The sequence below is a fragment of the Bacillus clarus genome (assembly GCF_000746925.1).
Classification (GTDB): Bacteria; Bacillota; Bacilli; order Bacillales; family Bacillaceae_G; genus Bacillus_A; species Bacillus_A clarus.
Map to the genome: position 1 here is coordinate 1,436,358 of NZ_JMQC01000008.1, position 25,283 is coordinate 1,461,640.

The 25,283-nt window shown below is 36.8% G+C and carries 24 protein-coding genes and 1 pseudogene; 8 read left to right on the top strand and 17 right to left on the bottom strand.

Annotated elements, in window-relative coordinates; genetic code table 11:
- Nucleotides 1-136: 136 nt before the first annotated feature.
- Together DJ93_RS08155 and DJ93_RS08160 are read left to right on the top strand one after the other, a co-directional pair.
- Nucleotides 137-1,960 (top strand): APC family permease, encoded by a 1,824-nt coding sequence (locus DJ93_RS08155; RefSeq protein ID WP_042980149.1) that lies wholly within the window; start codon nucleotides 137-139, stop codon nucleotides 1,958-1,960.
- Between the two features lie 183 nt (nucleotides 1,961-2,143).
- Nucleotides 2,144-2,329 (top strand): PspC domain-containing protein, encoded by a 186-nt coding sequence (locus DJ93_RS08160; protein WP_042980150.1) that lies wholly within the window; start codon nucleotides 2,144-2,146, stop codon nucleotides 2,327-2,329.
- 106 nt (nucleotides 2,330-2,435) lie between these two features.
- Here DJ93_RS08160 and DJ93_RS08165 read toward each other — a convergent pair whose 3' ends face one another.
- A complete protein-coding gene (locus DJ93_RS08165) occupies nucleotides 2,436-3,008 on the bottom strand; it encodes a helix-turn-helix domain-containing protein (protein ID WP_042980151.1) in 573 nt (190 codons plus the stop codon).
- A 101-nt stretch (nucleotides 3,009-3,109) separates the two neighbouring features.
- On the opposite strand from DJ93_RS08165, the gene DJ93_RS08170 reads away from it, so the two are divergent.
- Nucleotides 3,110-4,075 (top strand): DMT family transporter, encoded by a 966-nt coding sequence (locus DJ93_RS08170; protein WP_042980152.1) that lies wholly within the window; start codon nucleotides 3,110-3,112, stop codon nucleotides 4,073-4,075.
- Between the two features lie 128 nt (nucleotides 4,076-4,203).
- Nucleotides 4,204-4,869 carry an aquaporin gene (locus DJ93_RS08175; protein ID WP_042980153.1) on the top strand — a complete coding sequence of 222 codons (666 nt, stop codon included), beginning with the start codon at nucleotides 4,204-4,206 and terminating at the stop codon, nucleotides 4,867-4,869.
- A gap of 60 nt (nucleotides 4,870-4,929) precedes the next feature.
- On the opposite strand, the gene DJ93_RS08180 is transcribed toward DJ93_RS08175, so the two are convergent.
- The 3 genes from DJ93_RS08180 to DJ93_RS08190 form a co-directional block, all read right to left on the bottom strand.
- Nucleotides 4,930-5,361 (bottom strand): Rrf2 family transcriptional regulator, encoded by a 432-nt coding sequence (locus tag DJ93_RS08180; protein ID WP_042980154.1) that lies wholly within the window; start codon nucleotides 5,359-5,361, stop codon nucleotides 4,930-4,932.
- A 116-nt stretch (nucleotides 5,362-5,477) separates the two neighbouring features.
- Entirely contained in the window at nucleotides 5,478-6,704 is a 1,227-nt protein-coding gene (locus DJ93_RS08185) for an ABC transporter permease (RefSeq protein ID WP_042980156.1), read from the bottom strand.
- A 2-nt stretch (nucleotides 6,705-6,706) separates the two neighbouring features.
- Nucleotides 6,707-7,591, bottom strand: a complete 885-nt coding sequence (locus DJ93_RS08190; RefSeq protein ID WP_042980157.1) for an ABC transporter ATP-binding protein — start codon at nucleotides 7,589-7,591, stop codon at nucleotides 6,707-6,709.
- Nucleotides 7,592-7,944: 353 nt separating this feature from the next.
- On the opposite strand from DJ93_RS08190, the gene DJ93_RS08195 reads away from it, so the two are divergent.
- Nucleotides 7,945-8,772: a 5'-nucleotidase, lipoprotein e(P4) family gene (locus tag DJ93_RS08195; protein WP_042980158.1), complete on the top strand. Its 828-nt coding sequence runs from the start codon at nucleotides 7,945-7,947 to the stop codon at nucleotides 8,770-8,772.
- Nucleotides 8,773-8,801: 29 nt separating this feature from the next.
- Here the strand turns inward: DJ93_RS08195 and motB are convergent, their stop codons facing one another.
- Complete coding sequence (motB, locus tag DJ93_RS08200; RefSeq protein ID WP_042980159.1) at nucleotides 8,802-9,554, bottom strand: flagellar motor protein MotB; 753 nt, start codon at nucleotides 9,552-9,554, stop codon at nucleotides 8,802-8,804.
- Complete coding sequence (gene motA, locus DJ93_RS08205; RefSeq protein WP_042980160.1) at nucleotides 9,544-10,338, bottom strand: flagellar motor stator protein MotA; 795 nt, start codon at nucleotides 10,336-10,338, stop codon at nucleotides 9,544-9,546. Before motA ends, motB begins: the two co-directional genes overlap by 11 nt.
- 260 nt (nucleotides 10,339-10,598) lie before the next feature.
- Between motA and DJ93_RS08210 the strand changes: the two genes are divergently transcribed.
- The gene (locus DJ93_RS08210; protein ID WP_042980161.1) at nucleotides 10,599-11,378 is read left to right on the top strand and encodes a M15 family metallopeptidase; all 780 of its coding nucleotides are present in this window, start codon (nucleotides 10,599-10,601) and stop codon (nucleotides 11,376-11,378) included.
- 118 nt (nucleotides 11,379-11,496) lie between these two features.
- Nucleotides 11,497-12,865, top strand: a pseudogene (locus DJ93_RS30210) (IS1182 family transposase); the annotation flags it as partial.
- 132 nt (nucleotides 12,866-12,997) lie between these two features.
- On the opposite strand, the gene DJ93_RS08225 reads toward DJ93_RS30210, so the two are convergent.
- The 4 genes from DJ93_RS08225 to sdhC all read right to left on the bottom strand — a co-directional run bounded on the left by DJ93_RS08225 (nucleotide 12,998) and on the right by sdhC (nucleotide 16,724).
- On the bottom strand, nucleotides 12,998-13,444 hold the full coding sequence (locus tag DJ93_RS08225; RefSeq protein WP_042980165.1) for an acyl-CoA thioesterase: 447 nt from the start codon (nucleotides 13,442-13,444) through the stop codon (nucleotides 12,998-13,000).
- Nucleotides 13,445-13,536: 92 nt separating this feature from the next.
- Entirely contained in the window at nucleotides 13,537-14,298 is a 762-nt protein-coding gene (gene sdhB / locus DJ93_RS08230; RefSeq protein WP_042980166.1) for a succinate dehydrogenase iron-sulfur subunit, read from the bottom strand.
- On the bottom strand, nucleotides 14,291-16,084 hold the full coding sequence (gene sdhA / locus DJ93_RS08235) for a succinate dehydrogenase flavoprotein subunit (protein WP_042980167.1): 1,794 nt from the start codon (nucleotides 16,082-16,084) through the stop codon (nucleotides 14,291-14,293). Before sdhA ends, sdhB begins: the two co-directional genes overlap by 8 nt.
- A 13-nt stretch (nucleotides 16,085-16,097) precedes the next feature.
- Nucleotides 16,098-16,724: a succinate dehydrogenase cytochrome B558 gene (gene sdhC, locus DJ93_RS08240; RefSeq protein ID WP_042980168.1), complete on the bottom strand. Its 627-nt coding sequence runs from the start codon at nucleotides 16,722-16,724 to the stop codon at nucleotides 16,098-16,100.
- Nucleotides 16,725-17,024: 300 nt separating this feature from the next.
- Between sdhC and DJ93_RS08245 the strand changes: the two genes are divergently transcribed.
- Entirely contained in the window at nucleotides 17,025-17,474 is a 450-nt protein-coding gene (locus DJ93_RS08245; RefSeq protein ID WP_042980169.1) for a YslB family protein, read from the top strand.
- A gap of 110 nt (nucleotides 17,475-17,584) precedes the next feature.
- Here DJ93_RS08245 and uvrC read toward each other — a convergent pair whose 3' ends face one another.
- From uvrC to DJ93_RS08280, 7 genes are all read right to left on the bottom strand, one after another.
- Nucleotides 17,585-19,369, bottom strand: a complete 1,785-nt coding sequence (gene uvrC, locus DJ93_RS08250) for an excinuclease ABC subunit C (RefSeq protein WP_042980170.1) — start codon at nucleotides 19,367-19,369, stop codon at nucleotides 17,585-17,587.
- Nucleotides 19,370-19,663: 294 nt separating this feature from the next.
- Complete coding sequence (trxA, locus tag DJ93_RS08255) at nucleotides 19,664-19,978, bottom strand: thioredoxin (protein WP_042980172.1); 315 nt, start codon at nucleotides 19,976-19,978, stop codon at nucleotides 19,664-19,666.
- Between the two features lie 211 nt (nucleotides 19,979-20,189).
- Entirely contained in the window at nucleotides 20,190-21,167 is a 978-nt protein-coding gene (etfA, locus tag DJ93_RS08260; protein WP_042980173.1) for an electron transfer flavoprotein subunit alpha, read from the bottom strand.
- Between the two features lie 36 nt (nucleotides 21,168-21,203).
- Nucleotides 21,204-21,977, bottom strand: a complete 774-nt coding sequence (gene etfB / locus DJ93_RS08265) for an electron transfer flavoprotein subunit beta (RefSeq protein ID WP_042980175.1) — start codon at nucleotides 21,975-21,977, stop codon at nucleotides 21,204-21,206.
- A gap of 78 nt (nucleotides 21,978-22,055) precedes the next feature.
- The gene (locus tag DJ93_RS08270) at nucleotides 22,056-22,832 is read right to left on the bottom strand and encodes an enoyl-CoA hydratase (protein ID WP_042980177.1); all 777 of its coding nucleotides are present in this window, start codon (nucleotides 22,830-22,832) and stop codon (nucleotides 22,056-22,058) included.
- A gap of 11 nt (nucleotides 22,833-22,843) precedes the next feature.
- The gene (locus tag DJ93_RS08275; protein WP_080743392.1) at nucleotides 22,844-23,431 is read right to left on the bottom strand and encodes a TetR/AcrR family transcriptional regulator; all 588 of its coding nucleotides are present in this window, start codon (nucleotides 23,429-23,431) and stop codon (nucleotides 22,844-22,846) included.
- A 105-nt stretch (nucleotides 23,432-23,536) separates the two neighbouring features.
- The gene (locus DJ93_RS08280; RefSeq protein ID WP_042980181.1) at nucleotides 23,537-25,222 is read right to left on the bottom strand and encodes a long-chain-fatty-acid--CoA ligase; all 1,686 of its coding nucleotides are present in this window, start codon (nucleotides 25,220-25,222) and stop codon (nucleotides 23,537-23,539) included.
- Nucleotides 25,223-25,283 lie beyond the last annotated feature (61 nt).

Consider the following 25,283-nt stretch of genomic DNA (forward strand, 5'->3'; position numbering starts at 1 on the left):
TCAAGCTTTTCATTCCATTTTCAGTACTCCATTTATTACCTCCCCTTTCCCAGCAACTTTCACCATAAATCCGCTCATACTATGAAATAGAAACTAATCCGTTTTGTATACAAATTCATATATCGGTGGTGTTATTATGTTTTCAGTTTTTAAACGTTTTTTAATCGGTAGACCCCTTAAATCCAATGCGGCTGGAGAACAAAAATTAAATAAACTAAAAGCACTTGCGATTCTATCTTCCGACGCTCTTTCTTCTGTCGCTTACGGGACAGAGCAAATTTTAATCGTACTCGCTGCTTTTGGTGCAATTGCTTTTTGGTATTCCATTCCGATTGCTATCGGTGTATTAATCTTACTAACAGCGCTCATTTTATCGTATAGACAAATCATTTATTCTTATCCACACGGCGGTGGCGCTTATGTTGTTTCAAAAACAAACTTAGGAACAAATGCTGGCCTTGTCGCCGGAGGTTCCTTACTTGTAGATTATATTCTTACAGTAGCTGTTAGTGTGTCTGCTGGAACGGACGCTATTACATCCGCATTTCCATCACTACATTCTTATACAGTTCCAATCGCAGTCGTACTCGTCATGTTTATTACTATTTTAAACTTACGAGGCGTAACAGAATCTGCTTCAATTTTAGCTTATCCTGTCTATCTATTCGCCTTTGCACTTGTTGTATTAATTATAGCTGGTATTTTTAAAATCACTTCCGGACAAGCACCAGCTAATTTACATACACCAATCGGAACTGTTGTACCTGGGATTACACTATTTTTCTTACTAAAGGCATTTTCATCTGGTTGCTCAGCTTTAACAGGAGTAGAAGCTATTTCAAATGCAATTCCAAATTTCAAGGAGCCTGCTGCAAAAAACGCTGCGAAAACATTAGTCATTATGGGGACCATTCTTGCAATTTTATTTACAGGGATTACATTTTTAGCATATTGGTACGGTATTGCCCCTAAACATAACGACACTGTCGTATCTCAAATTGCTTCAAACATATTCGGAAGAAATTTCATCTATTACTTTATCCAAGGAACAACGGCGCTTATTTTAGTATTAGCTGCCAATACGGGTTTTTCAGCATTCCCGCTTTTGGCTTTTAATTTAGCATCCGATAAATATATGCCACGTATGTATTTAATGCGCGGAGATCGCTTAGGGTACTCAAACGGAATTATTACGTTAGGAATTGGTTCTATTCTTTTAATCATTGCCTTTCACGGAAAAACCGAACAGCTTATTCCGTTATATGCCGTAGGTGTTTTCATTCCATTTACTCTGTCACAAACAGGTATGATTGTGAAATGGTTACGCGAAAAGCCAAAAGGCTGGCTCCCAAAGTTGTTAATAAATTTATTAGGAGCCCTCATTTCATTAACGGTACTGCTTATTTTTTTCATTACAAAGTTTACACAAGTATGGGCCATTCTCATTTTCTTACCTATTATCGTTTTGATTTTCCATCGCATCCATAGTCATTACGTTGCAGTAGGAGAACAATTACGGATTAACTTTGATGAAATCTCAGAAAAGGCAACTGGCAATATTGTCATCGTTCCTATCGCTGGCATTACAAAAGTTGTTGAACAATCAATAAACTATGCAGAAACAATTGGTGGGCAAGTTATCGCTGTATATGTAGCTTTTGATCGTGAAAGTGAATTACGTATGCAAGAAAAGTGGAAAGAGTGGCAGCCAAACATCCGGCTCGTTACCTTCATTTCATCTTATCGAAGTTTAATGAGACCTATAGCCAAATTGATTACAATCATTCAACATAAGGCCCAAGAAAAACAACGCTTTGTTACTGTTTTGATTCCGCAGTTCATCACGAAAAAAAGCTGGCATAATATCCTGCACAATCAATCGAGCGTATTACTTCGCGTCTATCTTCTATACAAGAAAAATGTAATTGTTACAACCGTACCATATCGTTTTCGAAAATAAAGTAGCACTTTATTTAGTGGGGATTCTTCCCCACTAAATTTAATTACAAAACTGTAATCTTCTTTCAGAAAAATGTAATATAATTCGATAGTTTCCTCATAATTTTCCATATAGAATAAAAATATAAAGTATCACTCATACATAAAAAGTTACATGGTGATATTTAAAGGAGAGGATTTTATAATGGAGAAAAAATTACGTAGATCTGAAACTGATAAAGTGTTATTTGGTGTATGCGGTGGTTTAGGGGATTATTTTGATATAAGCGCCAGCATGATTCGTATTCTGTGGGTCATTGCAATTTTATGTTTCGGAACAGGATTCTTAGCTTATCTTGTTTGTTTACTACTTATGCCACGTTCTTACTAAAAACACCAGTGCCCTATCGGTGCTTTTTTTGTATGTTCTATTTCCATCACACCTTTAAAAGAGAATACATCAAAAAAGAGTACTTCATAGTAAGCACTCTTTTTATTTACGACGAGTATTTCATTGTTAAATGTAATACCGCTACTTCATCTTCTTCATTTTGATAACTATGTTTCTTATTCGCTTCAAACTGAATAGAATCAAATTCATTTAGTCCATACACATCATTTTCAACTCGAATTGAGACCTTCCCTTTCATTACCGTTACAAGTTCGATTGCCCCCTCATGGTGCGCCTCAGGTTCATATATACTATTCGGTCTTAAACAAGCACGATGCATTTCCATACCTGTTTCTTTCGTATATCGGAATATTGTCTCTAAACGCCACGCTTGTCCAACATCTACTGCAAATCCTTCTCCACAGCGCGCAACAGCTACTGGCTCCCCAACAACCATTAGTCTAGATAAAGGAATAGATAATCCCTTTGTAATTTTCCAAATGACAGCTAGTGTCGGGTTCGTCTCACCTCTTTCAATTTTTCCCAATGTTAATTTACTAACGCCTGTTTTTTGTGCTAGTTCTTCTAAACTTAGTTTTTGTTCATTTCGAATTTGTCGTAACAACTGACCTACTTGCTGGATTACTTCTTTCGTTTGCCTATCTTCATTTTCTTTCATACACAAAAACCACCTTAAAGTATAAAATAGTTTACTTTATTTACTTTTAAGTATAATATACTATACATCGATACTCAAATTTGAAAGGAGTGCTATACTTCATGCGTGCAATATTATTAGGCCTTTTATCATCAGCCTTCTTTTCTGCAACCTTTATTATTAACAGAGCGATGAATGTATCAGGTACAAGCTGGGCTTGGACTGCTTCCTTCCGTTTTTTATTTGCTCTTCCTATTTTATTCCTTATCGTTTTATTTCGCAAAAACCTAGAACCTCTATGGAAAGAGATGAAAGAGCATCCCTTCGCTTGGATCAGCTTTGGTTCTATAGCCGGCATTGGATTTTATTCTTTATTAAGTTTCGCAGCTGTTTTTTCTCCTGCTTGGCTTGTGGCTGGAACTTGGCAAGTTACTATATTAGCGGGTTTGCTATTATCACCATTATTTTTCATTAAGATCGATACAAAAACAGGCACAAAACTTATGCGCGGAAAAATTCCACTTCGCAGTTTATATGTATCACTATTTATTTTACTTGGTGTAATTTGCATGCAAGCAACAGAAGCCAGTCATATTACGATTAATCAATTTATTTCTGGTTTTCTTCCTGTCGTGTTAGCTGCTTTCTTGTATCCATTTGGCAATCGAAAAATGATGGAGCTTGTTGACGGACGACTTGATACGTTCCAGCGTGTATTAGGAATGGCAATCGGTAGCCTTCCTATCACAATCCTTCTTGGTATATACGGATTTACAACTACTGGAATTCCAACATCCAGCCAAATGCTTCAAGGATTTTTATTAGCTTTATGTTCTGGTGTTATTGCGACAATGACATTTTTCTTTGCCACAGATTTAGCGAAAGATAACCTTCCTTTACTAGGTGCTGTAGAAGCGACACAAGCTGGAACGATGGTATTTACTGTTCTTGGTGAGATAATCTTCTTAAACGGTTCATTCCCTACCGGACTCTCACTTATCGGTATGATTATTATAATGGCTGGAATGGTCGCAAACAGTATTTTAAATCGTTCTGTTCCCGTTGCTAAACAAAAAAAACTAGCATAATAACAGTTAAAAGCATCCCATTCATAAAATCCCTCCTTATCAGAATAATATTTCATTTCTTGTTTATACATAAAACGACTTGAACCTATGTTATAATACGTTTCATGTGCATTATGAGGAGGTAAATTATGCTAAAAAAAGCAATTGCTGAATTTATTGGTACATTTGTACTTGTATTATTCGGAACTGGAGTAGCTGTATTAGGTGGCGGAATTGAAGGAATTGGGATTCTAGGAATCGCAATGGCTTTCGGCTTATCTATTGTCGCTATGGCATATAGTATTGGAACAATTTCTGGATGTCATATTAACCCGGCAGTATCTATTGCCATGTTCATCAATAAACGAATGAACGCTATGGAGCTTAGCTATTATTTATTAGCTCAAATTTTAGGTGGTTTATTAGGAACTGCAACGTTAGTAACTATTTTACAATCTTCTAAAATGTCTTTAGATAATTTAGGACAAAATAGTTTTGGAGCTCTTGGTTTATCTGGAGCATTTTTAGTAGAATTCATTCTAACTTTCGTCTTCATTCTAGTCATTGTTGCTGTAACAGGTAAAAAAGGAAGTTCGTCTTTAGCTGGACTAGTAATTGGTTTCACATTAGTACTAGTTCACTTATTAGGTATTCCATTAACAGGAACATCTGTTAACCCTGCCCGTAGCCTTGCACCAGCTTTATTCGCTGGCGGAGAAGCAGTATCTCAACTATGGGTATTCATCGTTGCTCCAATTCTAGGTGGTATTGTAGCTGCTCTTGTAGGAAAATTCATTTTAAATACTGAAAAATAGAATTTTCAATATTTCTAAACAAAAAAAAGCGAGCTCTCATCATGAAGAGGCTCGCTTTTTTTATTCTTTAATTTTTGACTGTAAATTTGTAACGAGCTGCTGCACTGTTACATTCGCAAGTACATTTTCCATCGCTTCTTGTGCTTGCATTAAAATAATCTCTAATACCGATTGAATATTAGCTCCTACTGGACATTCAATGTTGGGATTTTCATGGAAGGAAAATAGCTGTCCTTCTTCTACTACTTCCACAGCTTTATATACATCAAGTAATGTAATTTCATCTAAATCACGAGTAAGTGACGTACCACCTTTTCCGGCTTGAACATCAACAAGTCCTGCTCTCTTCAACATTCCTGTAATGCGACGAATCACGACTGGATTTGTATTCACACTACCGGCAATCCATTCAGAGGTACAGCGAGAGTTTCGATCTATTGCAAGTAATGTTAGCATATGAACACCTACTGTAAAACGGCTACTAATTCCCATCTGCACACCCTCCTTTTCGTTCATTCTATTAAAAGACGATACTTACTATTATATACTATTTTCTATTTATACATAAAGAAAAAGCATGATTCCACTAGAAAATCATGCTTTCTTTCTTATTGACGCTTTATAAATTTCGCTAAATCTTTAAATTTCACTTTATCAGAGTAATTCATAACACCATTTACATAGATGCGACTCGTAACCGCATTTAATATACCTATTGTCACTAAGAGAACTGCGAGTGTTATTGTCATTTCTAGTATACTAGCTTCGCCAGCTACAATACGTGAGAAGGTGACCATCGGAGTAAAGAATGGAACGTAAGAGCTCACAACAACAATAGTGCTATTCGGATCACTTAACGATTTAATACTAATAAAAAATGCAGCCATTATTAAAATCATTACAGGGAAGGATACAGCTTGTAAATCCTCCGTCTTAGACACGACTGCTCCAGCAGCTGCATACATCATCGCATATAGTAAATATCCGGTAACAAAATAAATAAGAAACATACTGATAACTTTTGCATCTAATTTTGTAAAGTCAATTGGAATCCCAAGTAATGAAGCATTTTCTAAGTCTACCCATCCTAGTACGTAAGGGAGAAGGTAACCACATGCCAATATAACAAGCTGTAATAACGCCGTTGAAACAACCGCTAAAATTTTCGCATACATCATTGTAAGCGGTTTTACTTTCGGAAGCATTACTTCCATAACACGAGAAGCTTTTTCAGATGCGATATTCATCGCAATCGTATTTCCGAATGCTACGATAAACATATATAAAGCAAACGTAAAGAAATATGCAATTCCGAAAGAAGACGTACGATCTTTTATCGCTTCTTGCTTCACTGAAATTTCTGTTTGTAACTGCTGTGCTACTTCTGGTGAAACATTATTTTTAGCAATCGTCACCGTTGTGTATTGTTGTTTTAAATAACCTGACATAATTGCAGAAGTTGCTTGACTTGGGAAACCATTATACATATACGTAACTTCTGGAACACCATTCTTTTCCGTCACATGAAATAAACCGTCTAAATCCCCGTCCTCGACTTGTTTATGTAGTTTATCAAAATCCTCTTTTGAACCGACGGTTATTTTAGCTGATGGTAGTAACTTGTTCAATTCCTCTTTTTGTACTTTATATGTGGAACTTTCTGTTACAACTGCAATCTTGTCTTTATCCTTATTTTTATCTCCACCTGACGTAAAATGGTTAAATGCAAAGATCCCAAACACTACTAAAAATAAAATTGCACTCGTAATCAACGACTTTTTAGATAAAAATGATTCTCTAAAATAAAATGAAAATACATGAGAAAATTTACGCATTTTTATTTCGCCCTCTCTACAAAGATTTCATTTAGCGTTGGCTCTAACATTTTAAATTGTCGTAAGCTGACACCATGTTCCTGTAACTTTTGCAAAATCTTTAGAGCTTCTGTATCGTCTTGCACTTTTACATAAAGAAGGCCTTGTTGTTTTTCATACGAAACATGTAAAGCTTCTAACGTCTGTTCATTCTCCGATGTGTCTTCAATCGTTAAATTACGAAAACCGTATTCTTTCTTTATGTCACTTAATTGTCCCTCTACAACCGCTTCACCTTTTTTCAAAATACATACATGTTGGCAAAATGCTTCTACTTGTTCCATACGATGACTTGATAAAATAATTGTTTTCCCTCTCTGTACTTGTTCCCCAATAATATTGGCTAGCATTCCAGCATTAACTGGATCTAATCCACTAAACGGTTCATCTAAAATAAGAAGTTCTGGATCATGGAGGAGCGCAGCGATTAACTGTATTTTTTGCTGATTTCCTTTAGAAAGCTCTCCGGCTGTTTTAAATTTGTATTCCGGGATTGCCAATCGCTCTAACCAATGATCAATTGCACGATCCACTTCTTTCTTCGTCATTCCTTCTAATCTGCCAAAATAGCGCAGTTGATCTATTACTCTACTTTTTGTATATAATCCTCTTTCTTCAGGAAGATATCCAATCGTTACACCACTATCGCCGATTTCTTTTCCATTCCACGTAATAGAACCTTCATTTGGCGTTAGTAAACCGAGAAGCATTTTAATTGTTGTTGTTTTCCCGGCACCATTTCGGCCGAGTAATCCGAGCACTTCACCTTTTGGTAATGAAATTTGCAACTTGTTTACTGCTTTTGATTCCCCAAATATTTTCGTTAAGTTTTGAATTTGTAAACTCAAAGTATGAATCCTCCCCTTCAATATCATTTCCATTCTCTTTTAAATAGTATGATTATTCGAAATGAAATATAGTAATATATTTCATTCCCCTATATGTACCCCTTCTCTCTAAACCACCATTTGTTTTATTTAGTAAAATTGTAAATAAAAACCCTCTTATTGTCAATTATAATTGTCATTTTGACAATAAATCATGTCAAAATGAAGTATTATTATTTATTTATCTTATTAATATAGGACACACTACTACATATACAAAAGACAATATGCAAAAGTTCATAAAAAAAAATATGAAAAATATTATATCTTAATATATAATGTTAAATGATTTCGTAACATCAAGGAGGGTACATATGAATATGAAGAGAAGTATTACCACTTTATTATCTGTAGCAGTTCTTTCTACATCACTTGTAGCATGTTCTGGCACAACAGAAAAAACAGTGGCGAAAGAAGAAAAAGTAAAATTAACAGACCAGCAGCTGATGGCCGATTTATGGTATCAAACGGCTGGCGAAACAAAAGCGTTATACTACCAAGGGTACAATATTGGTCAATTGAAGCTTGATGCAGCTCTTGCAAAAGGGACAAGCAAAAAACCTGCTATTGTACTTGATCTAGACGAGACCGTTTTAGATAATAGCCCTCATCAAGCAATGAGTGTGAAAACGGGAAAAGGCTACCCTTATAAATGGGACGATTGGATTAATAAAGCTGAGGCAGAAGCTCTTCCAGGGGCAATTGATTTCTTAAAATATACAGAATCTAAAGGTGTAGACATTTACTACATTTCAAATCGTAAAACGAATCAATTAGATGCAACTATTAAAAACCTTGAGCGCGTTGGTGCTCCACAAGCAACGAAAGAACACATCTTATTACAAGATCCGAAAGAAAAAGGTAAAGAAAAACGTCGTGAGCTTGTTTCGCAAACACACGATATCGTCTTATTCTTCGGTGATAATTTATCTGACTTCACTGGCTTTGACGGAAAATCTGTGAAAGATCGCAATCAAACAGTAGAAGAAACAAAAGCACAGTTTGGTGAGAAGTTCATCATTTTCCCTAATCCAATGTACGGTGATTGGGAAGGCGCTTTATACGATTATAATTTCAAAAAATCAGATGCAGAAAAAGATAAAGTCCGTCGCGACAACTTAAAATCATTTGACGATAAATAAAAAAGGATGGCTTTCGCCATCTTTTTTATTTATTTCATATTTTTTATTAATGGCAATATTAACACTTCTACACGTCTATTCTTCGCTTTTCCTTCTTGCATATCGTTTGAAGCAACTGGGCGATATTCTCCATATCCAATCGCACTAAACTTATCAGGAGCCAACTCTTTCTTTTGCAGTAAAACTTGCATAAAGTTTACAGCACGTTGTGTACTTAATTCCCAGTTTGATGCAAATTGTGCATTTACTATTGGAACATTATCTGTATGACCAGATACAGTAATTTCACGTGGAGATGCTGAAACGAGTAAACTTGCCATCTCTTTTGCAATGTGTAACGATTCCAACTTCACATGTGCTTTTCCTGAATCAAACAATATATTTTCTACTATTGTTATCATCAATCCTCGCTCAGTTAGCTCAGTTTTAAAAGAGGAGGATAATTGCCTTTCATTAATGTACTGATCAATACTGTTTTGTAGCACTTTTAATTCATTCATTTCTTGTTGCCTTATCTCTTCAGATTCAGGACTACTTGCTGATAATTCTTTTTCTTGATTTGGTTTTTGATCACTTAAAAACTCTTTGTTTCCAGATCCACCTACTAATTCACTGCGAAAAGCCACTGCCATTTGTTTGAACTTTGCAGCATCTATACTACTCATTGCAAATAAAACGATAAAAAGTGCAAATAGCAAAGTTAACATATCAGCATATGGAATTAACCACGATTCATCAATATGCTCCTCATGTCTTTTAGATCTCCTTTTCCTACTCCGCATTTTTTTCCGCTCCTTTTTCTAGCTTTGTACGATCAGTCGCAGAAAGTGCACCTAAAATGCGTTTTTTCATAATAAACGGATATGCACCCTCTTGTAACATTAATAAACAATCAATGACTAAACGTTTCTTTTCTAATTCAGCAGCAGACTTTTGCTTTAATTTATTTGCAAATGGATGCCACAATATGTAACCTGAAAAAACACCAAAAATCGTTGCAATAAATGCACCTGAAATAGCATGTCCTAACTTTTCAATATCGGTTAAATTTCCAAGTGCGGCTACAAGACCAATTACAGCGCCTAAAACTCCTAGTGTTGGTGCGTACATACCAGCTTGCGTAAAAATCGCCGCTCCTTTTGCATGACGCTCTTCCATCGCTTCTAATTCAGATTCTAAAATCTGCTCTAAATCTCCTGCCGATACACCATCAATAACAAATTTCATACCTCGTAAAAGAAATTCATCTTCAATTTTTTCTAGTTGTTGCTCTAAAGACAAAATACCGTATTTTCTACTTTCTGATGTCCAATAAACAAATGACTCTAGCAATTGTTCATAGCTTATATCTTTTTTATTTGAACCGAAAAGAACTTTAAATAACTTTGGGACTCTTTTTAATTGATTCATTGGAAACGCAATACATACTGCTGCAAATGTTCCAACGAAAATAATAAGTGCTGCGGCAGGGTTTAATAAAGCAGCTACATCAGCCCCCTTAACAAACATACCTACTACTACCGCAACACACCCCAAAATAATTCCAATAACTGTTGCAAAATCCATTCACATTCACTCCTAATCTATACGAGAAATTATCCAACTTTATAAATCGTTAAATCTTTATATACATATTACATAAAAAACGAATTTCATGAAAGATTAGAAGTGTATTATTCTTAAAAAAACTACATATTTACACATTTTTTGACATTTTCTTTGCAATTCTATTACGTTAAGACTCTTATATTTCTTTTTCTATAAACTAGACTTATAATGAAAACAATACTTATTTTATTATGAAAGGACTGAGATTACAGGGCATTATGAAAAAGATTGTTATTATTTCTGCCGCGACTATTGTAATCGGTATTACATCCTTCGCTTATTTTGGCTCTCAATCATCACTTCGAAATGAAGCGAAAGCTGTCGAAACACAAAAACATACTGAACATAAAAAAGAAGAGATTCCTGCTTTTCCAAAAGCTAATCATACTGCGAAAAAGATAGATGAAAATTTTTCTCTTGTGACAAATCCAGATTCACCTCTTGTACTAGTAAATAAACATCGTAAATTACCTGATGGTTATGCACCAGAGGATTTAACGAGACCAAACGTACCGTTTACTAGTCCAAAAGATAAAGAAAAAACATTACTTCGTAAAGATGCTGCAGACGCACTCGAAAAAATGTTCCAAGCAGCGAAAAACGAAGGCTTAGAACTTACAGCTGTATCAGGGTATCGTTCTTATAAACGCCAACAGTCATTACATAATACATATATTAGACGTCAAGGAAAGGAAGAAGCTGATTCAGTTAGTGCAATTCCCGGAACAAGTGAACACCAAACTGGTCTTGCAATGGATATTAGCTCTAAATCTGCTAAGTTCCAATTAGAGCCTATTTTTGGAGAAACAAAAGAAGGAAAATGGGTGGCGGAACACGCTCATGAATTCGGATTTGTTATTCGTTATTTAGAGGATAAAACAGAAACGACAGAATATGCATTTGAACCGTGGCATCTTCGCTACGTTGGTAATCCATACGCTACATACATATATAAGCATCACCTAACATTAGAAGAGGCGATGGAAGACAAAAAATAAGAGAGCTATTTAGCTCTCTTCAGGCTGTGGAGAAAGTCTTCTCCACAGCCTTGTTTTGTGTCTGAACCTCTTTTTATGTGTCAACACTGATAAAAAAGAGGAAAAGGAGAGGTTTTTTATGATGGGTGCATTAAAAAATCATCGTGATGAACGTGTATCAGTTTCTGTAGAAGAATTAGTTCCACAAGACCATTTTCTTCGTGCGATTGAAGCTACAATCAGCTTTGATTTTATTGAAGAGAAGTTACGCCCCTATTACTGTGAAAATAATGGACGTCCTTCTATTCATCCAATCGTTTTATTTAAGATGATGTTTATTGGATATTTTTACGGTATTCGCTCAGAACGTCAACTAGAAAAAGAGATTAAAACCAATATTGCTTACCGTTGGTTTTTAGGATTTTCCCTATCAGATCCAATTCCAAATCATTCTACCATCAGCTGGAATCGCCGTACGCGCTTTATTCATACAAATATATTTGAAGAAATCTTTGATGAAATTGTACGTCAAGCGACGGAACACCGTATGGTGGGAGGACGTGCCTTGATGACAGATTCTACGCACATTAAAGCGAATGCCAATAAAAATAAATTTGTACATAAATTTAAAAAGAAAAGCCAAAGTTTTATATAGAGGAACTAGAGGCTGCGGTTATGGAAGATCGTGAAGCTCATGAAAAAAAGAATTAAAACCTAGAAAGGAAAGTGATACCCCTACTAAAAAAATTCGTATAAGTACAACTGATCCAGATAGTGGCTTTTTAATGAGGGATGGAAAACCGAACGGTTTTCATTTCTTAGATCATTGTACGACTGATGCGAAGTACAATGTGATTACAGATACCTATATAACGGCTGGAAATGTAGCGGATTCCGAGCCGTATTTAGCACGCCTCCAAGCTCAAATTGATAAATTTGGATTCGAAGTTGAAGCTGTAGCACTTGATGCCGGTTATTTTACAGGTTATATCTGTAAGAAATTATCAGAACAGAATATATTTATGGTGATGGGGTATCGCCGATTTGGAAAACGGAATAAAGAAGTACCAAAAAGTCAATTTAAATATGAAGAAGAAACAGACGTATTTGCCTGTCCAATGGGATGTATTTTAGAATATGCGACAACGGATCGAGAAGGATACCGTCAATATAAATCTAATCCAACAGATTGTGCCGTTTGTCCATTGCGTGATAAATGTTTCTCAGAGAAACAAAAACAAAAAGTCATTACGCATCATATTTGGGAAGAATATAAAGATATCGCAAGAAAAAACAAATTAACAAGTACGGGTAAAAAGCTATATAAAGTACGCTGTTCTACAATTGAGCGGAGTTTTGCGGATGCCAAAGAACTACATGGTTATCGGTATGCCCGGTTTCGAGGGGTGAAGTATGTCCAAATGCAGGCCTATCTCACTGCAGCCTGCCAAAACATGAAAAAAATAGCCCTTCACCTGACCAAAAAGGGTCAGGTGAAGGGCTATTTTTTGTGTTTTTATCATGTATTACTATTTTGTACGAATTTCAGAATTCATACATTCCAGAGTGTAGGAAACCCTAAAGGGTTTCCAAACACTCTGAAGAGAGCTATTTAGCTCTCTTATTTTTCTTTCATTCTACTATTGCAGTAATTTTTTCTTCCATTCTTCAGGCCACGGTTCGCCTCTTCCAGTCTTTTTGGATGCTTGCACCATTATCCCGCGTCCAACTAAACAAACTTCTCCAGCCTCATTTTTGACCATATAGTGCAAATCTAAAGAAGAGTTTCCAACCGTATCTGCCTTTACATATACTTTTAGCTGTTCATCAAAGTAAATTTGCTTAATGAAATTACATTGAAGATCAGCAACTACTATCATCGTTTCTGATGATTCATGCGTCCACTCTTGCATAAATCCAAGTTCTTTAAAAAATTCAATACGTGCTTCTTCAAAGTATGTAAAAGCAATGACGTTATTTACGTGTCCAAACATATCAACTTCACCAAAACGAACTTTGACAGGATTATAAAAAGAAAAATCACTCTCCCATTTTTCAAAGTCTTCAATATAAGAAATTCTCTTCACTTTTCTCTCTCCTTTTCCTCGTCTATAATTCAGAATAAACAAAAAATTAAAGTTGTAAATATCGCCCCTTCGAAATGAAGAGGCGATATTTATTAATAGTTATTATCGCTACCAAAGAAGTCTTTGAACGATTGAATTGTTGTATCACGGTTTAATGCTGCAATTGATGTTGTTAATGGAATACCTTTCGGACATGATTGCACACAGTTTTGAGAGTTACCACAGTTTGCAAGTCCTCCATCACCCATAATTGCACGTAAGCGATCTGCTTTATGCATTTCACCAGTTGGATGCGAGTTAAATAAACGAGCTTGTGAAAGCGGTGCTGGTCCAATAAAATCAGATTTACTGTTTACGTTTGGACATGACTCTAAGCAAACACCACATGTCATGCATTTTGAAAGTTCATATGCCCATTGTCGCTTTTTCTCTGGCATTCTTGGTCCTGGTCCTAGGTCATACGTACCATCAATTGGAATCCAAGCTTTTACACGTTTTAATGCATTGAACATACGGCTACGGTCAACTTGTAAGTCACGTACGACTGGGAACGTCTTCATTGGCTTTAAGCGAATCGGTTGTTCTAACTTATCAACAAGCGCTGTACATGATTGACGTGGTTTACCGTTAATTACCATAGAACAAGCACCACATACTTCCTCTAGGCAGTTCATATCCCATGCTACAGGAGTCGTCTGGTTCCCTTTTGAATCAACAGGATTACGACGAATTTCCATAAGCGCCGAAATAATATTCATATTTGGACGATATGGAATTTCAAACTCCTGGTCAAACTCTTGTGCATCTGGTCCATCTTGTCTCGTAATGATGAGGCGGATTGTTTTCTCAGACATGCTGTTTATCCCCCTTCTCTTCATTCTTAGCAGCTACATCATGCTTTGAAGAATAGTCACGTTTACGTGGTTTAATTAATGAAATATCAACGTCTTCGTAATGGAATGCTGGTGCATTTCCTTCTCCCTCAAATTTCGCCATTGTAGTTTTTAAGAAGTTTGCATCATCACGATTTGGGAATTCAGGTTTGTAATGCGCTCCGCGGCTTTCATTACGGTTATACGCTCCAATTGTAATAACACGCGCTAGCTCAAACATATTTGCAAGTTGACGTGTAAATGAAGCACCTTGGTTACTCCATTTTGCTGTATCATTAATGTTAATACGTTTGTAACGAGCTATTAACTCTTCAATTTTTGCATCTGTTTCTAATAGTTTTTTATTTTCACGAACAACTGTAACGTTATCTGTCATCCATTCTCCAAGCTCTTTATGAAGAACATACGCGTTTTCGTTACCATCTAACATTAAAATATTGTTAAATTTCTCTGTTTCGATTAATTCATTTTGCTCATATACAGTAGATGAAACAGCATCAGCTGATTTAGAAAGACCTTTCATATATTCAATCGCATTTGGTCCCGCTACCATACCACCGTAAATTGCTGATAATAGTGAGTTCGCACCTAATCGGTTACCACCGTGCATAGAGTAATCACACTCACCTGCTGCAAATAAACCTGGAATACTTGTCATTTGCTTATAATCAACCCATAATCCGCCCATTGAATAGTGAACAGCTGGGAAGATTTTCATCGGTAGTTTACGAGGATCATCACCTGTAAACTTCTCATAGATTTCAATGATTCCACCAAGTTTAATATCTAGTTCTTTCGGATCTTTATGAGAAAGATCTAGATATACCATGTTCTCCCCGTTAACACCTAATTTTTGCTCTACGCAAACATCAAAGATTTCACGCGTTGCAATATCACGAGGTACAAGGTTTCCGTAAGCCGGATATTTTTCTTCTAAGAAGTACCATGGCTTACCATCTTTATATGTCCAAACACGTCCACCTTCACCACGTGCAGATTCACTCATAAGACGTAATTTATCGTCTCCAGGAATTGCCGTTGGATGGATTTGAATGAACTCACCGTTCGCATAATATGCACCTTGTTGATATACAGCAGACGCTGCTGTACCTGTATTGATAATAGAGTTTGTTGATTTTCCAAAGATGATACCAGGGCCCCCTGTTGCCATAATCACGGCATCAGCTCGGAAACTTTTAATTTCCATAGATTGCAAGTCTTGTGCGACGATTCCTCGGCATACACCTTCATCATCCACAACAGCTCGTAAGAAATCCCAGCCTTCATATTTCGTTACAAGTCCCGCTACTTCATGACGACGTACTTGCTCATCTAATGCGTATAATAATTGTTGACCAGTTGTTGCGCCAGCAAATGCCGTACGGTGATGTTGTGTTCCACCGAAACGACGGAAGTCAAGAAGCCCTTCTTCCGTACGGTTGAACATAACGCCCATGCGATCCATTAAATGAATAATACCAGGCGCCGCTTCACACATCGCTTTAACTGGCGGTTGGTTCGCTAAGAAGTCCCCACCATAAATTGTATCGTCAAAGTGGATCCATGGAGAATCCCCTTCACCTTTCGTATTTACGGCACCGTTAATTCCACCTTGGGCACATACAGAATGTGAACGTTTTACTGGTACTAAAGAAAACAGTTCAACATTTACTCCTGCTTCTGCCGCTTTAATCGTTGCCATTAAGCCGGCCAAGCCACCGCCGACTACTATAAGTTTCCCTTTCATGCTCTCCCACTCCTTACTGATTTGCTAGCTGTGGATCGATGAACGCTAATAATGCACTCACACCTACATAAGATAAACCTAAGAAAATAGCTAATGTTACATAAGTAGAGATTTTTTGTGAACGTGGAGATACTGTAATTCCCCAGCTAATGCAGAATGTCCATAGACCATTTGCAAAGTGGAAAATTGTTGAAACAACCCCAACTAAGTAAAATGCAAACATAGCTGGATTGCCTAAAATATCTGCCATCATATCATAGTTTACCTCTTTACCTAACGCTGCTTGAATACGTGTTTCCCAAACGTGCCAAGAAATAAAGATCAGCGTAACGATACCTGAGATTCGTTGGAAAACGAACATCCAGTTACGGAAATAACTGTAAGATACCGCATTGTTCTTAGCTGTAAATGCAATATATAAGCCATATATAGCATGGTACAGTATAGGTAAAAAGATGATGAAAATTTCTAGCGCATACCGGAATGGAAGGAGCTCCATAAAGCCTGCAGCTTTGTTAAAAGCCTCTGCTCCTCGTGTTGCAAAGTTGTTTACAATTAAGTGTTGCGTCAAAAAGACACCAACCGGGATGACCCCCATTAATGAGTGCCACTTACGAAACGTATACTCGCGGCCTTTCATGTCCCCATTACCCCCCTTGAATGTTTGACTGCTGTTTTCAGATTAGTTTACGGCAATAATGTTTTTTCACTATTGGCATAAGAAAAACTGAAAAAATTATTCGAAATATTTCAGCATAATTTGATACCAAGTTCATTTTACTCCTATTTTTGTCGAAGCGTCAAGAAAACGTATACATAATTTGCATATAATTTGCCAATTCTTTTTTTCTTCTTATATATTCAGATTTTCCTAAAGAAAAATCTGTTTTTATAAATGAGAAATGTTATATAATAATCCCTATAGAAAGAGGGGAATATTGTGAGCAAAAATATAGTCGATACAGCATCTTTACAAGATGTTTCATTGAACGCCTTCGCTTATGAATTGCTACGTGAAGAAGTACTGCCTGACTTAATCGGTAAAGATTTGGATGATATTTTATACTGGGCCGGCAGAAACCTTGCAAGAAAATATCAACTAGAAACAATTGAAGAAGTCATTCAGTTTTTTGAAAAAGCTGGCTGGGGCAGTTTAAGCATTATCGAGCATAAACGCCGTGAGATGTATTTCCAACTAAGAAGCCCGCTTATTACAGAGCGCGAAAAACAGAAAAGACACTCTTCTTACCAATTAGAAGCTGGATTTATTGCTGAGCAAATTCAAAAACAACGAAATGTTGTTGCAGAGTCCTATGAGGAACAAAAAAAGCGTTCAGATTCTATTACATTTCTTGTTAAATGGGACATAAAAGATCTCATCGAAGTGTAATGCCCACAGTCAACTAGACATATCTGTTTAGTTGACTTTTTTTATATTCATTCACATGAAATCATTTGAAATATTCAGAAATTATATCAAAAAATAGAAGACGTTGTAAACTACAACGTCTTCTTATCTGCTAAATACGTATAAATCGTCTCCGCGACATTTTTCGGCATTCCCGCTTCGACAAATTCCACCACAGAAGCTTCTTTCATCTTTTTTAGCGATCCAAAATGTTTCAACAATACCTTTTTTCGCTTGTCACCAATTCCTGGAATTTCATCTAACGCTGATTGAATGACAGATTTCCCATGAAGCTGACGATGAAATATAATTGCAAATCGATGCACTTCGTCTTGAATACGCTGTAATAAATAAAACTCTTGGCTATTTCTTGCAAGCATGACAGGCTCAGGTGGATCACCTATTATTAAATGTGATGTCCTATGTTTCTCATCTTTCACAAGTCCTGCCATCGGAATATATAAGCCAAGCTCATTTTCAAGAACATCACTTGCTGCTGCAAGATGGCCTTTCCCTCCGTCAATTACAATTAAATCTGGGAGTGGTAAATTTTCTTTTAACGCCCTTGTATAGCGACGCCTTACTACTTCTCGCATTGACTCATAATCATCCGGCCCTTGAACCGTTTTAATTTTATATTTTCGGTATTCTTTTTTTGCTGGTTTTCCATCAATAAAAACAATCATTGCGGAAACAGGATTCGTCCCTTGAATATTCGAGTTATCAAACGCCTCAATACGATAAGGCGTTTCAATCCCTAACTGTTCACCTAAATTTTCAACAGCCTTAATCGTTCGCTCTTCATCACGTTCAATTAAATAAAACTTCTCTTGTAATGCAATCTTCGCATTCTTATTTGCTAGTTCCACGAGATCTTTCTTCTTCCCACGTTTCGGCTGCGTTGCCTCCACTTCTAAAAAGCGCTCTACTAATTCAGAATCTATACTTCCTGGCACGATAACCTCTTTCGGCTTAAAGTGGCTACTCTTCTCATAAAATTGCCCGATAAATGTTAAAAAGCCTTCTTCCGGTTCATCATAAATTGGAAACATAGAAACATCACGCTCAATTAACTTCCCTTTTCGAACAAAGAAAACTTGCACACACATCCACCCTTTATCAACCGCATAACCGAATACATCACGATCAACTAAGTCACTCATAATCATCTTTTGTTTTTCCATAATTGCATCTATATGGGCAATTTGGTCACGCAACTCTTTCGCCCGCTCAAATTCTAACTTCTCTGACGCCTCATACATTTTTGCTTCTAACTCTGAACGCACCTCTTTATGTCCACCGTTTAAGAACTTAATAATCTCATCAACAATTTCTTTATTTTGTTCTTCTGTTACTTCTTGTACACAAGGTGCTAAACACTGTCCCATATGGTAATACAAACAAACCTTGTCAGGCATATTTGTACATTTACGAAGAGGATACATACGATCAAGTAGCTTTTTCGTTTCATGAGCTGATTGTGCATTTGGATAAGGACCAAAATACTTTCCTTTGTCCTTTTTTACATTTCTCGTAATGAGTAAACGTGGCTGTTTTTCAGCTGTAATTTTAATAAATGGATATGTTTTATCATCTTTTAATTGAATATTATATTTTGGATCATACTTTTTTATTAAATTTAATTCTAAAATAAGTGCCTCCAAATTCGAAGAGGTCACAATATATTCAAAATCAACAATTTCACCTACGAGTCTAAGCGTTTTCCCGTCATGCGAGCCAGTAAAGTACGAGCGCACCCGATTTTTGAGTACCTTTGCCTTCCCGACGTATATAACAGTTCCCTGCTTATCCTTCATCAAGTAACAACCAGGTTGATCTGGCAAAATCGCTAACTTCTCTTTTAAATGTTCGTGCACCCGTCTCCCTCCATTTCTACATGCTTATCATTTTTATTTTCACACGAAAACATACTATGCTAAAACACCCAACATACGTTCTTTCATTGTAACGGAAAGCGAAAGAAAAAGAAAATATTATAAAGTGAAACTTTAATCAGTGGTTTTTTCCATCCCCCACACCAATCGGGCTTTTACGGGCAGTTAATCTCCCACCTAACTTCTTTGCTTTCGCCGAATTTTGAAATGGGGGTCTTACTGCCCTCAAATAGCGGGATAAAACAAAAAAAGCTACCAAATGGTAGCTTTCTTATATTAGAAGTGTTTAGATACTAATTCTACTAACGCTTCTTTTGGTTTATAACCTAATGCTTGGTCAACCACTTTACCATCTTTTAATACGAAAAGAGATGGAATGCTCATTACTTCGAATTGACGAGCAGTTTCTTGGTTTTCATCAACGTCTACTTTTACTACTTTTACTTTTTCGCCTAGTTCTGCATCAATTTCCTCTAATACAGGAGCGATCATTTTACAAGGTCCACACCAAGGTGCCCAAAAATCTAATAATACAACACCTTCGCTAGTCTCAGCTGCGAAGCTTTGGTCATTTGCGTTTACAATTGCCATTTTATTTCCTCCTTCAAGTATATTCTACCAAGAGTATATCATTAACTTATATACGTGGCGAATAATATGTATCGTTATGTATTGTAACAAAAAAATGTTCCTTTATACTATATAAAAATACGGATTAAATACTAAAAAGATGAGAGACAGGGGATCTCTCACCTTTTTCTATATATAGGGGTACTTCACTTGGAACTCAAGGGTACTCAAATCATGAATGTACTTTTAACTTTTTAAACTCTTCTGTTAAAAGAGGTACGACTTCAAATAAGTCACCGACAATACCATAGTCAGCTACTTTGAAGATACTTGCTTCTGGATCTTTATTAATCGCAACGATTATTTTTGAGTTAGACATACCAGCTAAATGCTGAATCGCACCAGAAATACCACATGCAATGTATAAGTCTGGCGTAACAACTTTTCCAGTTTGACCAATTTGTAATGAGTAGTCGCAATACTCAGCGTCACAAGCACCACGAGATGCCCCAACAGCGCCGCCTAGTACGTCAGCTAATTCTTTTAATGGTTTAAATCCTTCTTCACTCTTCACACCGCGTCCGCCAGCGATAATAACTTTCGCTTCAGAAAGATCAACACCTTCTGCAGTTTTGCGGACAACATCTTGAATGATTGTACGTAAATCTTTCACATCAACTGTAATAGAAGACACATCACCGCTGCGAGACTCATCTTTTTCAAGAGTTGCAATGTTATTTGGACGCACTGTCGCAAATAATATACCGTCTGTTACAATCTTCTTCTCGAACGCTTTACCAGAGTAAATTGGACGAGTGAAGACAACATTACCACCTGCAACTTCTAAAGCAGTTACGTCAGAAACTAAACCAGCTTCAAGTTTCGCTGCTAATTTTGGTGATAAATCTTTACCAAGTGCTGTATGTCCAAATACAATACCTTCTGGCTTTTCTTCAGCATATACAGCTAGAAATGCTTGTGCATATCCATCAGATGTATATGATTTTAATTTATCATTTTCAACTGTCACAACGCGATCTGCACCGTAATGAATCAATTCATTTGCAAAAGAGGCAACGCTTTCTCCAACTAGAAGACCTACCACTTCACCGCCTTCTGCAATTGTTTTTGCTGCTGCTACCGCTTCAAACGAAACGTTACGTAGCGATCCGTCACGAACTTCACCCATTACTAATACTTTACGAGCCATAGATTTTCCCTCCTGCATATATAATTTCGTATTTTATTAGATTACTTTCGCTTCTGTATGGAGCAACGATACAAGTTCTTTTACTTGATCTTGCAGCTCGCCTTGTAACACTTTTCCTGCATCTTTTTTAGGAGGCAAATAGATTTCAATTGTTTTTGTTTTTGCTTCCACATCATCTTCTTCTAAATCTAAATCATCTAATTCTAATTCTTCAAGTGGCTTTTTCTTCGCTTTCATAATACCTGGAAGCGATGGATAGCGCGGTTCATTTAAACCTTGTTGAGCTGTTACTAAAAGTGGTAATGATGTTTCAATTACTTCTGTATCCCCTTCAACATCACGCTCAATTTTCGCGTTTGTACCGTCAATTTCAAGCTTTGTAATTGTTGTTACGTATGGGATGTTTAACGCTTCAGCTACACGTGGTCCAACTTGTCCAGATGCACCATCAATCGCAACGTTTCCACCTAAAATTAAATCTACATCTTTATCTTTTAAATACTCAGCAAGTACTTTTGCTGTCGTAAATTGGTCACCGTTCTCCACATCATCTTCAATATTAATTAATACCGCTTTATCGCAGCCCATCGCTAATGCAGTACGAAGTTCTTTTTCACTATCTTCGCCACCAACTGTTACAACTGTAACTTCTCCACCTTGTGCATCTCTTACTTGAATTGCTTCTTCAATCGCATATTCATCGTAAGGGTTGATGATGAATTCCGCTTCGCCATCATAAATTGCACCGTTTTTAATTACGATTTTTTCTTCTGTATCAAATGTTCGTTTCATGAGTACGTAGATGTTCATTCCATTTACCCCCTTGTTTTTCAGAAAGATTCTATCAATTATAATATTCTGTTAATTTATGATAAAAAAATAATTGGACTACCTACCACTAAATGAAGGCTTACGCTTTTCTAAAAACGCTGCTACACCTTCTCTTCCATCTTCACTCGTAAATACTTCACCAAAGATCTGTGCTTCACGCTGTACACCTTCATAATAATGAGATGACTTCGTCGTTTGTAATAGTTCTAACACAGCACGCGTTGTTGCTGGACTTTTACTAGCAATATTTTTTGCGATTTGAAGTGTATCTTCTAAAAGTGATTCTTCAGAGAATACTCCGTTAACCAGTCCCCACTCTAGTGCCTCAGCACCAGTAATCGGTGTACTTGTTAACATCATCTCACAAGCTTTCGCTTTACCGACATAACGTGGCAGGCGCTGTGTACCTGCAAAGCCAGGAATTAATCCAAGCGTTAATTCAGGTAAACCAAGCTTTGCACTTTCAGTGACAAATCGCATATGGCAAGACATAGCAAACTCAAGGCCGCCACCAAGTGCCGCTCCATGAATTGCCGCAATAACTGGTTTTGAACATTTTTCTACACGTTCAAACGTAACTTGTCCAAGCTGTGCTAGCTCTGTCGCTTGCTTCGCTTCAGTAACAGATGTGAATTCTTTAATATCTGCTCCTGCTGAGAAGAAGCGCCCTTCACCATGCAGAACAACAACGCGAATGTTATCATCCTTTTCGACTTGATCAATTAATTCAGTAACGTCATGCATAACTTGCGAAGACATTGCATTAGCTGGCGGATGATTTAACGTCGCCACCGCAATATGATCTTCTACTGTTACAGATAGGAATTTCAACATGATCCCTCCCATTATTGACGATAACCACAAGCTGAAATAAGTAGCCCATGTACCGTTTTTGAAAGTGCGACCAATTCATACTTATGATCGCTCATTACCCAATTGGTCACGACTTCATCTACTGTTCCAAAGATCATTTGTCTTGCCACGCGAACATTTAAATCCGCCTGAAATTCTCCTTGCTTTATGCCTGTTTCTAAAATCTCATCGATGACTTGTAAGTATCCTTTTAATACTTCATTTATTTTGAGGCGTAGTTCTTGGTTGGACTGCCTTAGCTCTAGTTGTGTAACGATGGCAAGTGGATCATTTTGTGACAACAGCAAGAAGTGTGTTTCTACCAACATAAATAACTTCGCTACAGCGCTTTCAATTCCTGCTGTTTTTTGACGAATTGTTTCAATAAATTCTCCCATCTTCTCTTGGAATAAGGATATTAATATATCTTCTTTATTTTTAAAATATAAATAAATAGTTCCGTCAGCGACCCCAGCTTGCTTCGCAATTTTAGAAACTTGAGCTTGATGGTATCCATTTTCTGCAATTACAATAACTGCAGCATCAATAATTTGAGCATATTTCGGTCTATTTTTCTTCACTTTACTGTCCCCTTCAAGAAGATGACTGAATGAATAGTCATTCATATTCTCATAATACTGACTATTTTAAAAATTGTCAATCCTATTTTCCAAAAAGAAAGGGCCTTAGCCCGTTTGCTCATCCTCATTCTTTTTCTTCTCTTCATCTATAAGGACACGACGTAAAATTTTCCCGACTGTCGTCTTCGGCAACTCATTTCTAAACTCATATATTTTTGGAACTTTGTAAGCTGCTAAATATTTTCGCGCAAACTGATCTAATTCTTCTTCCGAGCACTCTGTGCCTTCTTTCAATACAACAAATGCCTTTACAGTCTCTCCTCTATACGGATCAGGAACACCAATTGTAACCACTTCTTGCACTTTTTCATGTTCATATAATACTTCTTCTACTTCACGCGGATACACGTTAAAGCCACTAGCGACAATCATATCTTTCTTACGATCCTTCACATAAAAAAAGCCGTCTTCATCCATATAGCCAACATCACCTGTATGGAGCCATCCATCCTGCAATACAGCTGCTGTTTCCTCTGGCTTATTCCAATATCCCTTCATAATTTGTGGCCCTTTCACAACAATTTCACCAATTTCACCTGGAGGTAATGCTTCTCCTGTTTCAAGTGACATAATGCATGCATCTGTATTCGGCCATGGTACTCCAATACTTCCTGGCACACGTCTTTCCCATAAAAAATTCCCATGTGTAACTGGAGATGATTCAGTCAATCCATATCCTTCTACTAACTTACCACCCGTAACTCTTTCAAATTTTTCTTGTACTTCTACCGGAAGCGGCGCAGAACCACTAATACAAGCACTAATTGAAGAAATATCATATTCCTTTAAAAGCGGACTATTCAAAAGAGCAATATACATTGTTGGCGCTCCTGGAAATAGCGTAACTTTATGATTTTTAATTGCTTCAAAAATCATTTTCATATCAAATTTTGGGATGAGCACCATTTTATAACCTTGCATAATACTCAAATTCATTACCGCCGTCATCCCATATACGTGGAAAAACGGAAGGACCCCAAGGATAACTTCCTCTCCTTCTTTACAATTATATAGCCAATGAGCGCCCATTAAAGTGTTAGAAACGAGATTTTTATGCGTTAACATAACTCCTTTCGGAAACCCAGTCGTCCCTCCCGTATACTGTAAAAGTGCTAAATCATTTTCAGGATCGCAAGGTACTTCGACATCAGCACCGCTTTCTCTTTCTACTGATTTCCAAAGGTGAATCGTCTCACTTTCTGAAACTTTTACAACGAGGTTCATTTGCTTTTTTTGTACAAATGGATAAAGTAAATTTTTAGGGAATGGTAAGAAATCTGCAATACGCGTTACGATAATATGCTCAAGCTTTGTAGCAGACTGAACGTTAGTAACTCTCGGAAAAACTAAATCTAGGCAAAGAATCACTTTCGCTCCAGAATCGTGAAGTTGATATTCTAATTCTCTTTCCGTATACAGTGGATTTGTCTGCACGACAATACCACCGGCAAGCAAAGTACCGTAATAGCCAATTACGGATTGTGGACAATTCGGTAACATAATTGCAACCCTATCACCTTTTTTCACACCAAGCCTTTGAAGGAAATTTGCAAATTTCCTCACCTTATCATGGAAATCAGAAAATGTAATATCCTTACCTAAAAAATGAAGCGCTTTCTTTCCTGGATAACGAGATGCCATCTGTTTTACATATGTGTGGAGCGGCTGAATATCATAAGAAATTGTTCCTGGAATTTCCGCTGGATAACTTTGGAGCCAAGGTTTCTCCACTCTCATTCCCCCTTCCAATTCTTATAAAAATAAATGAATGTTCATTCATGATGATTGTTTT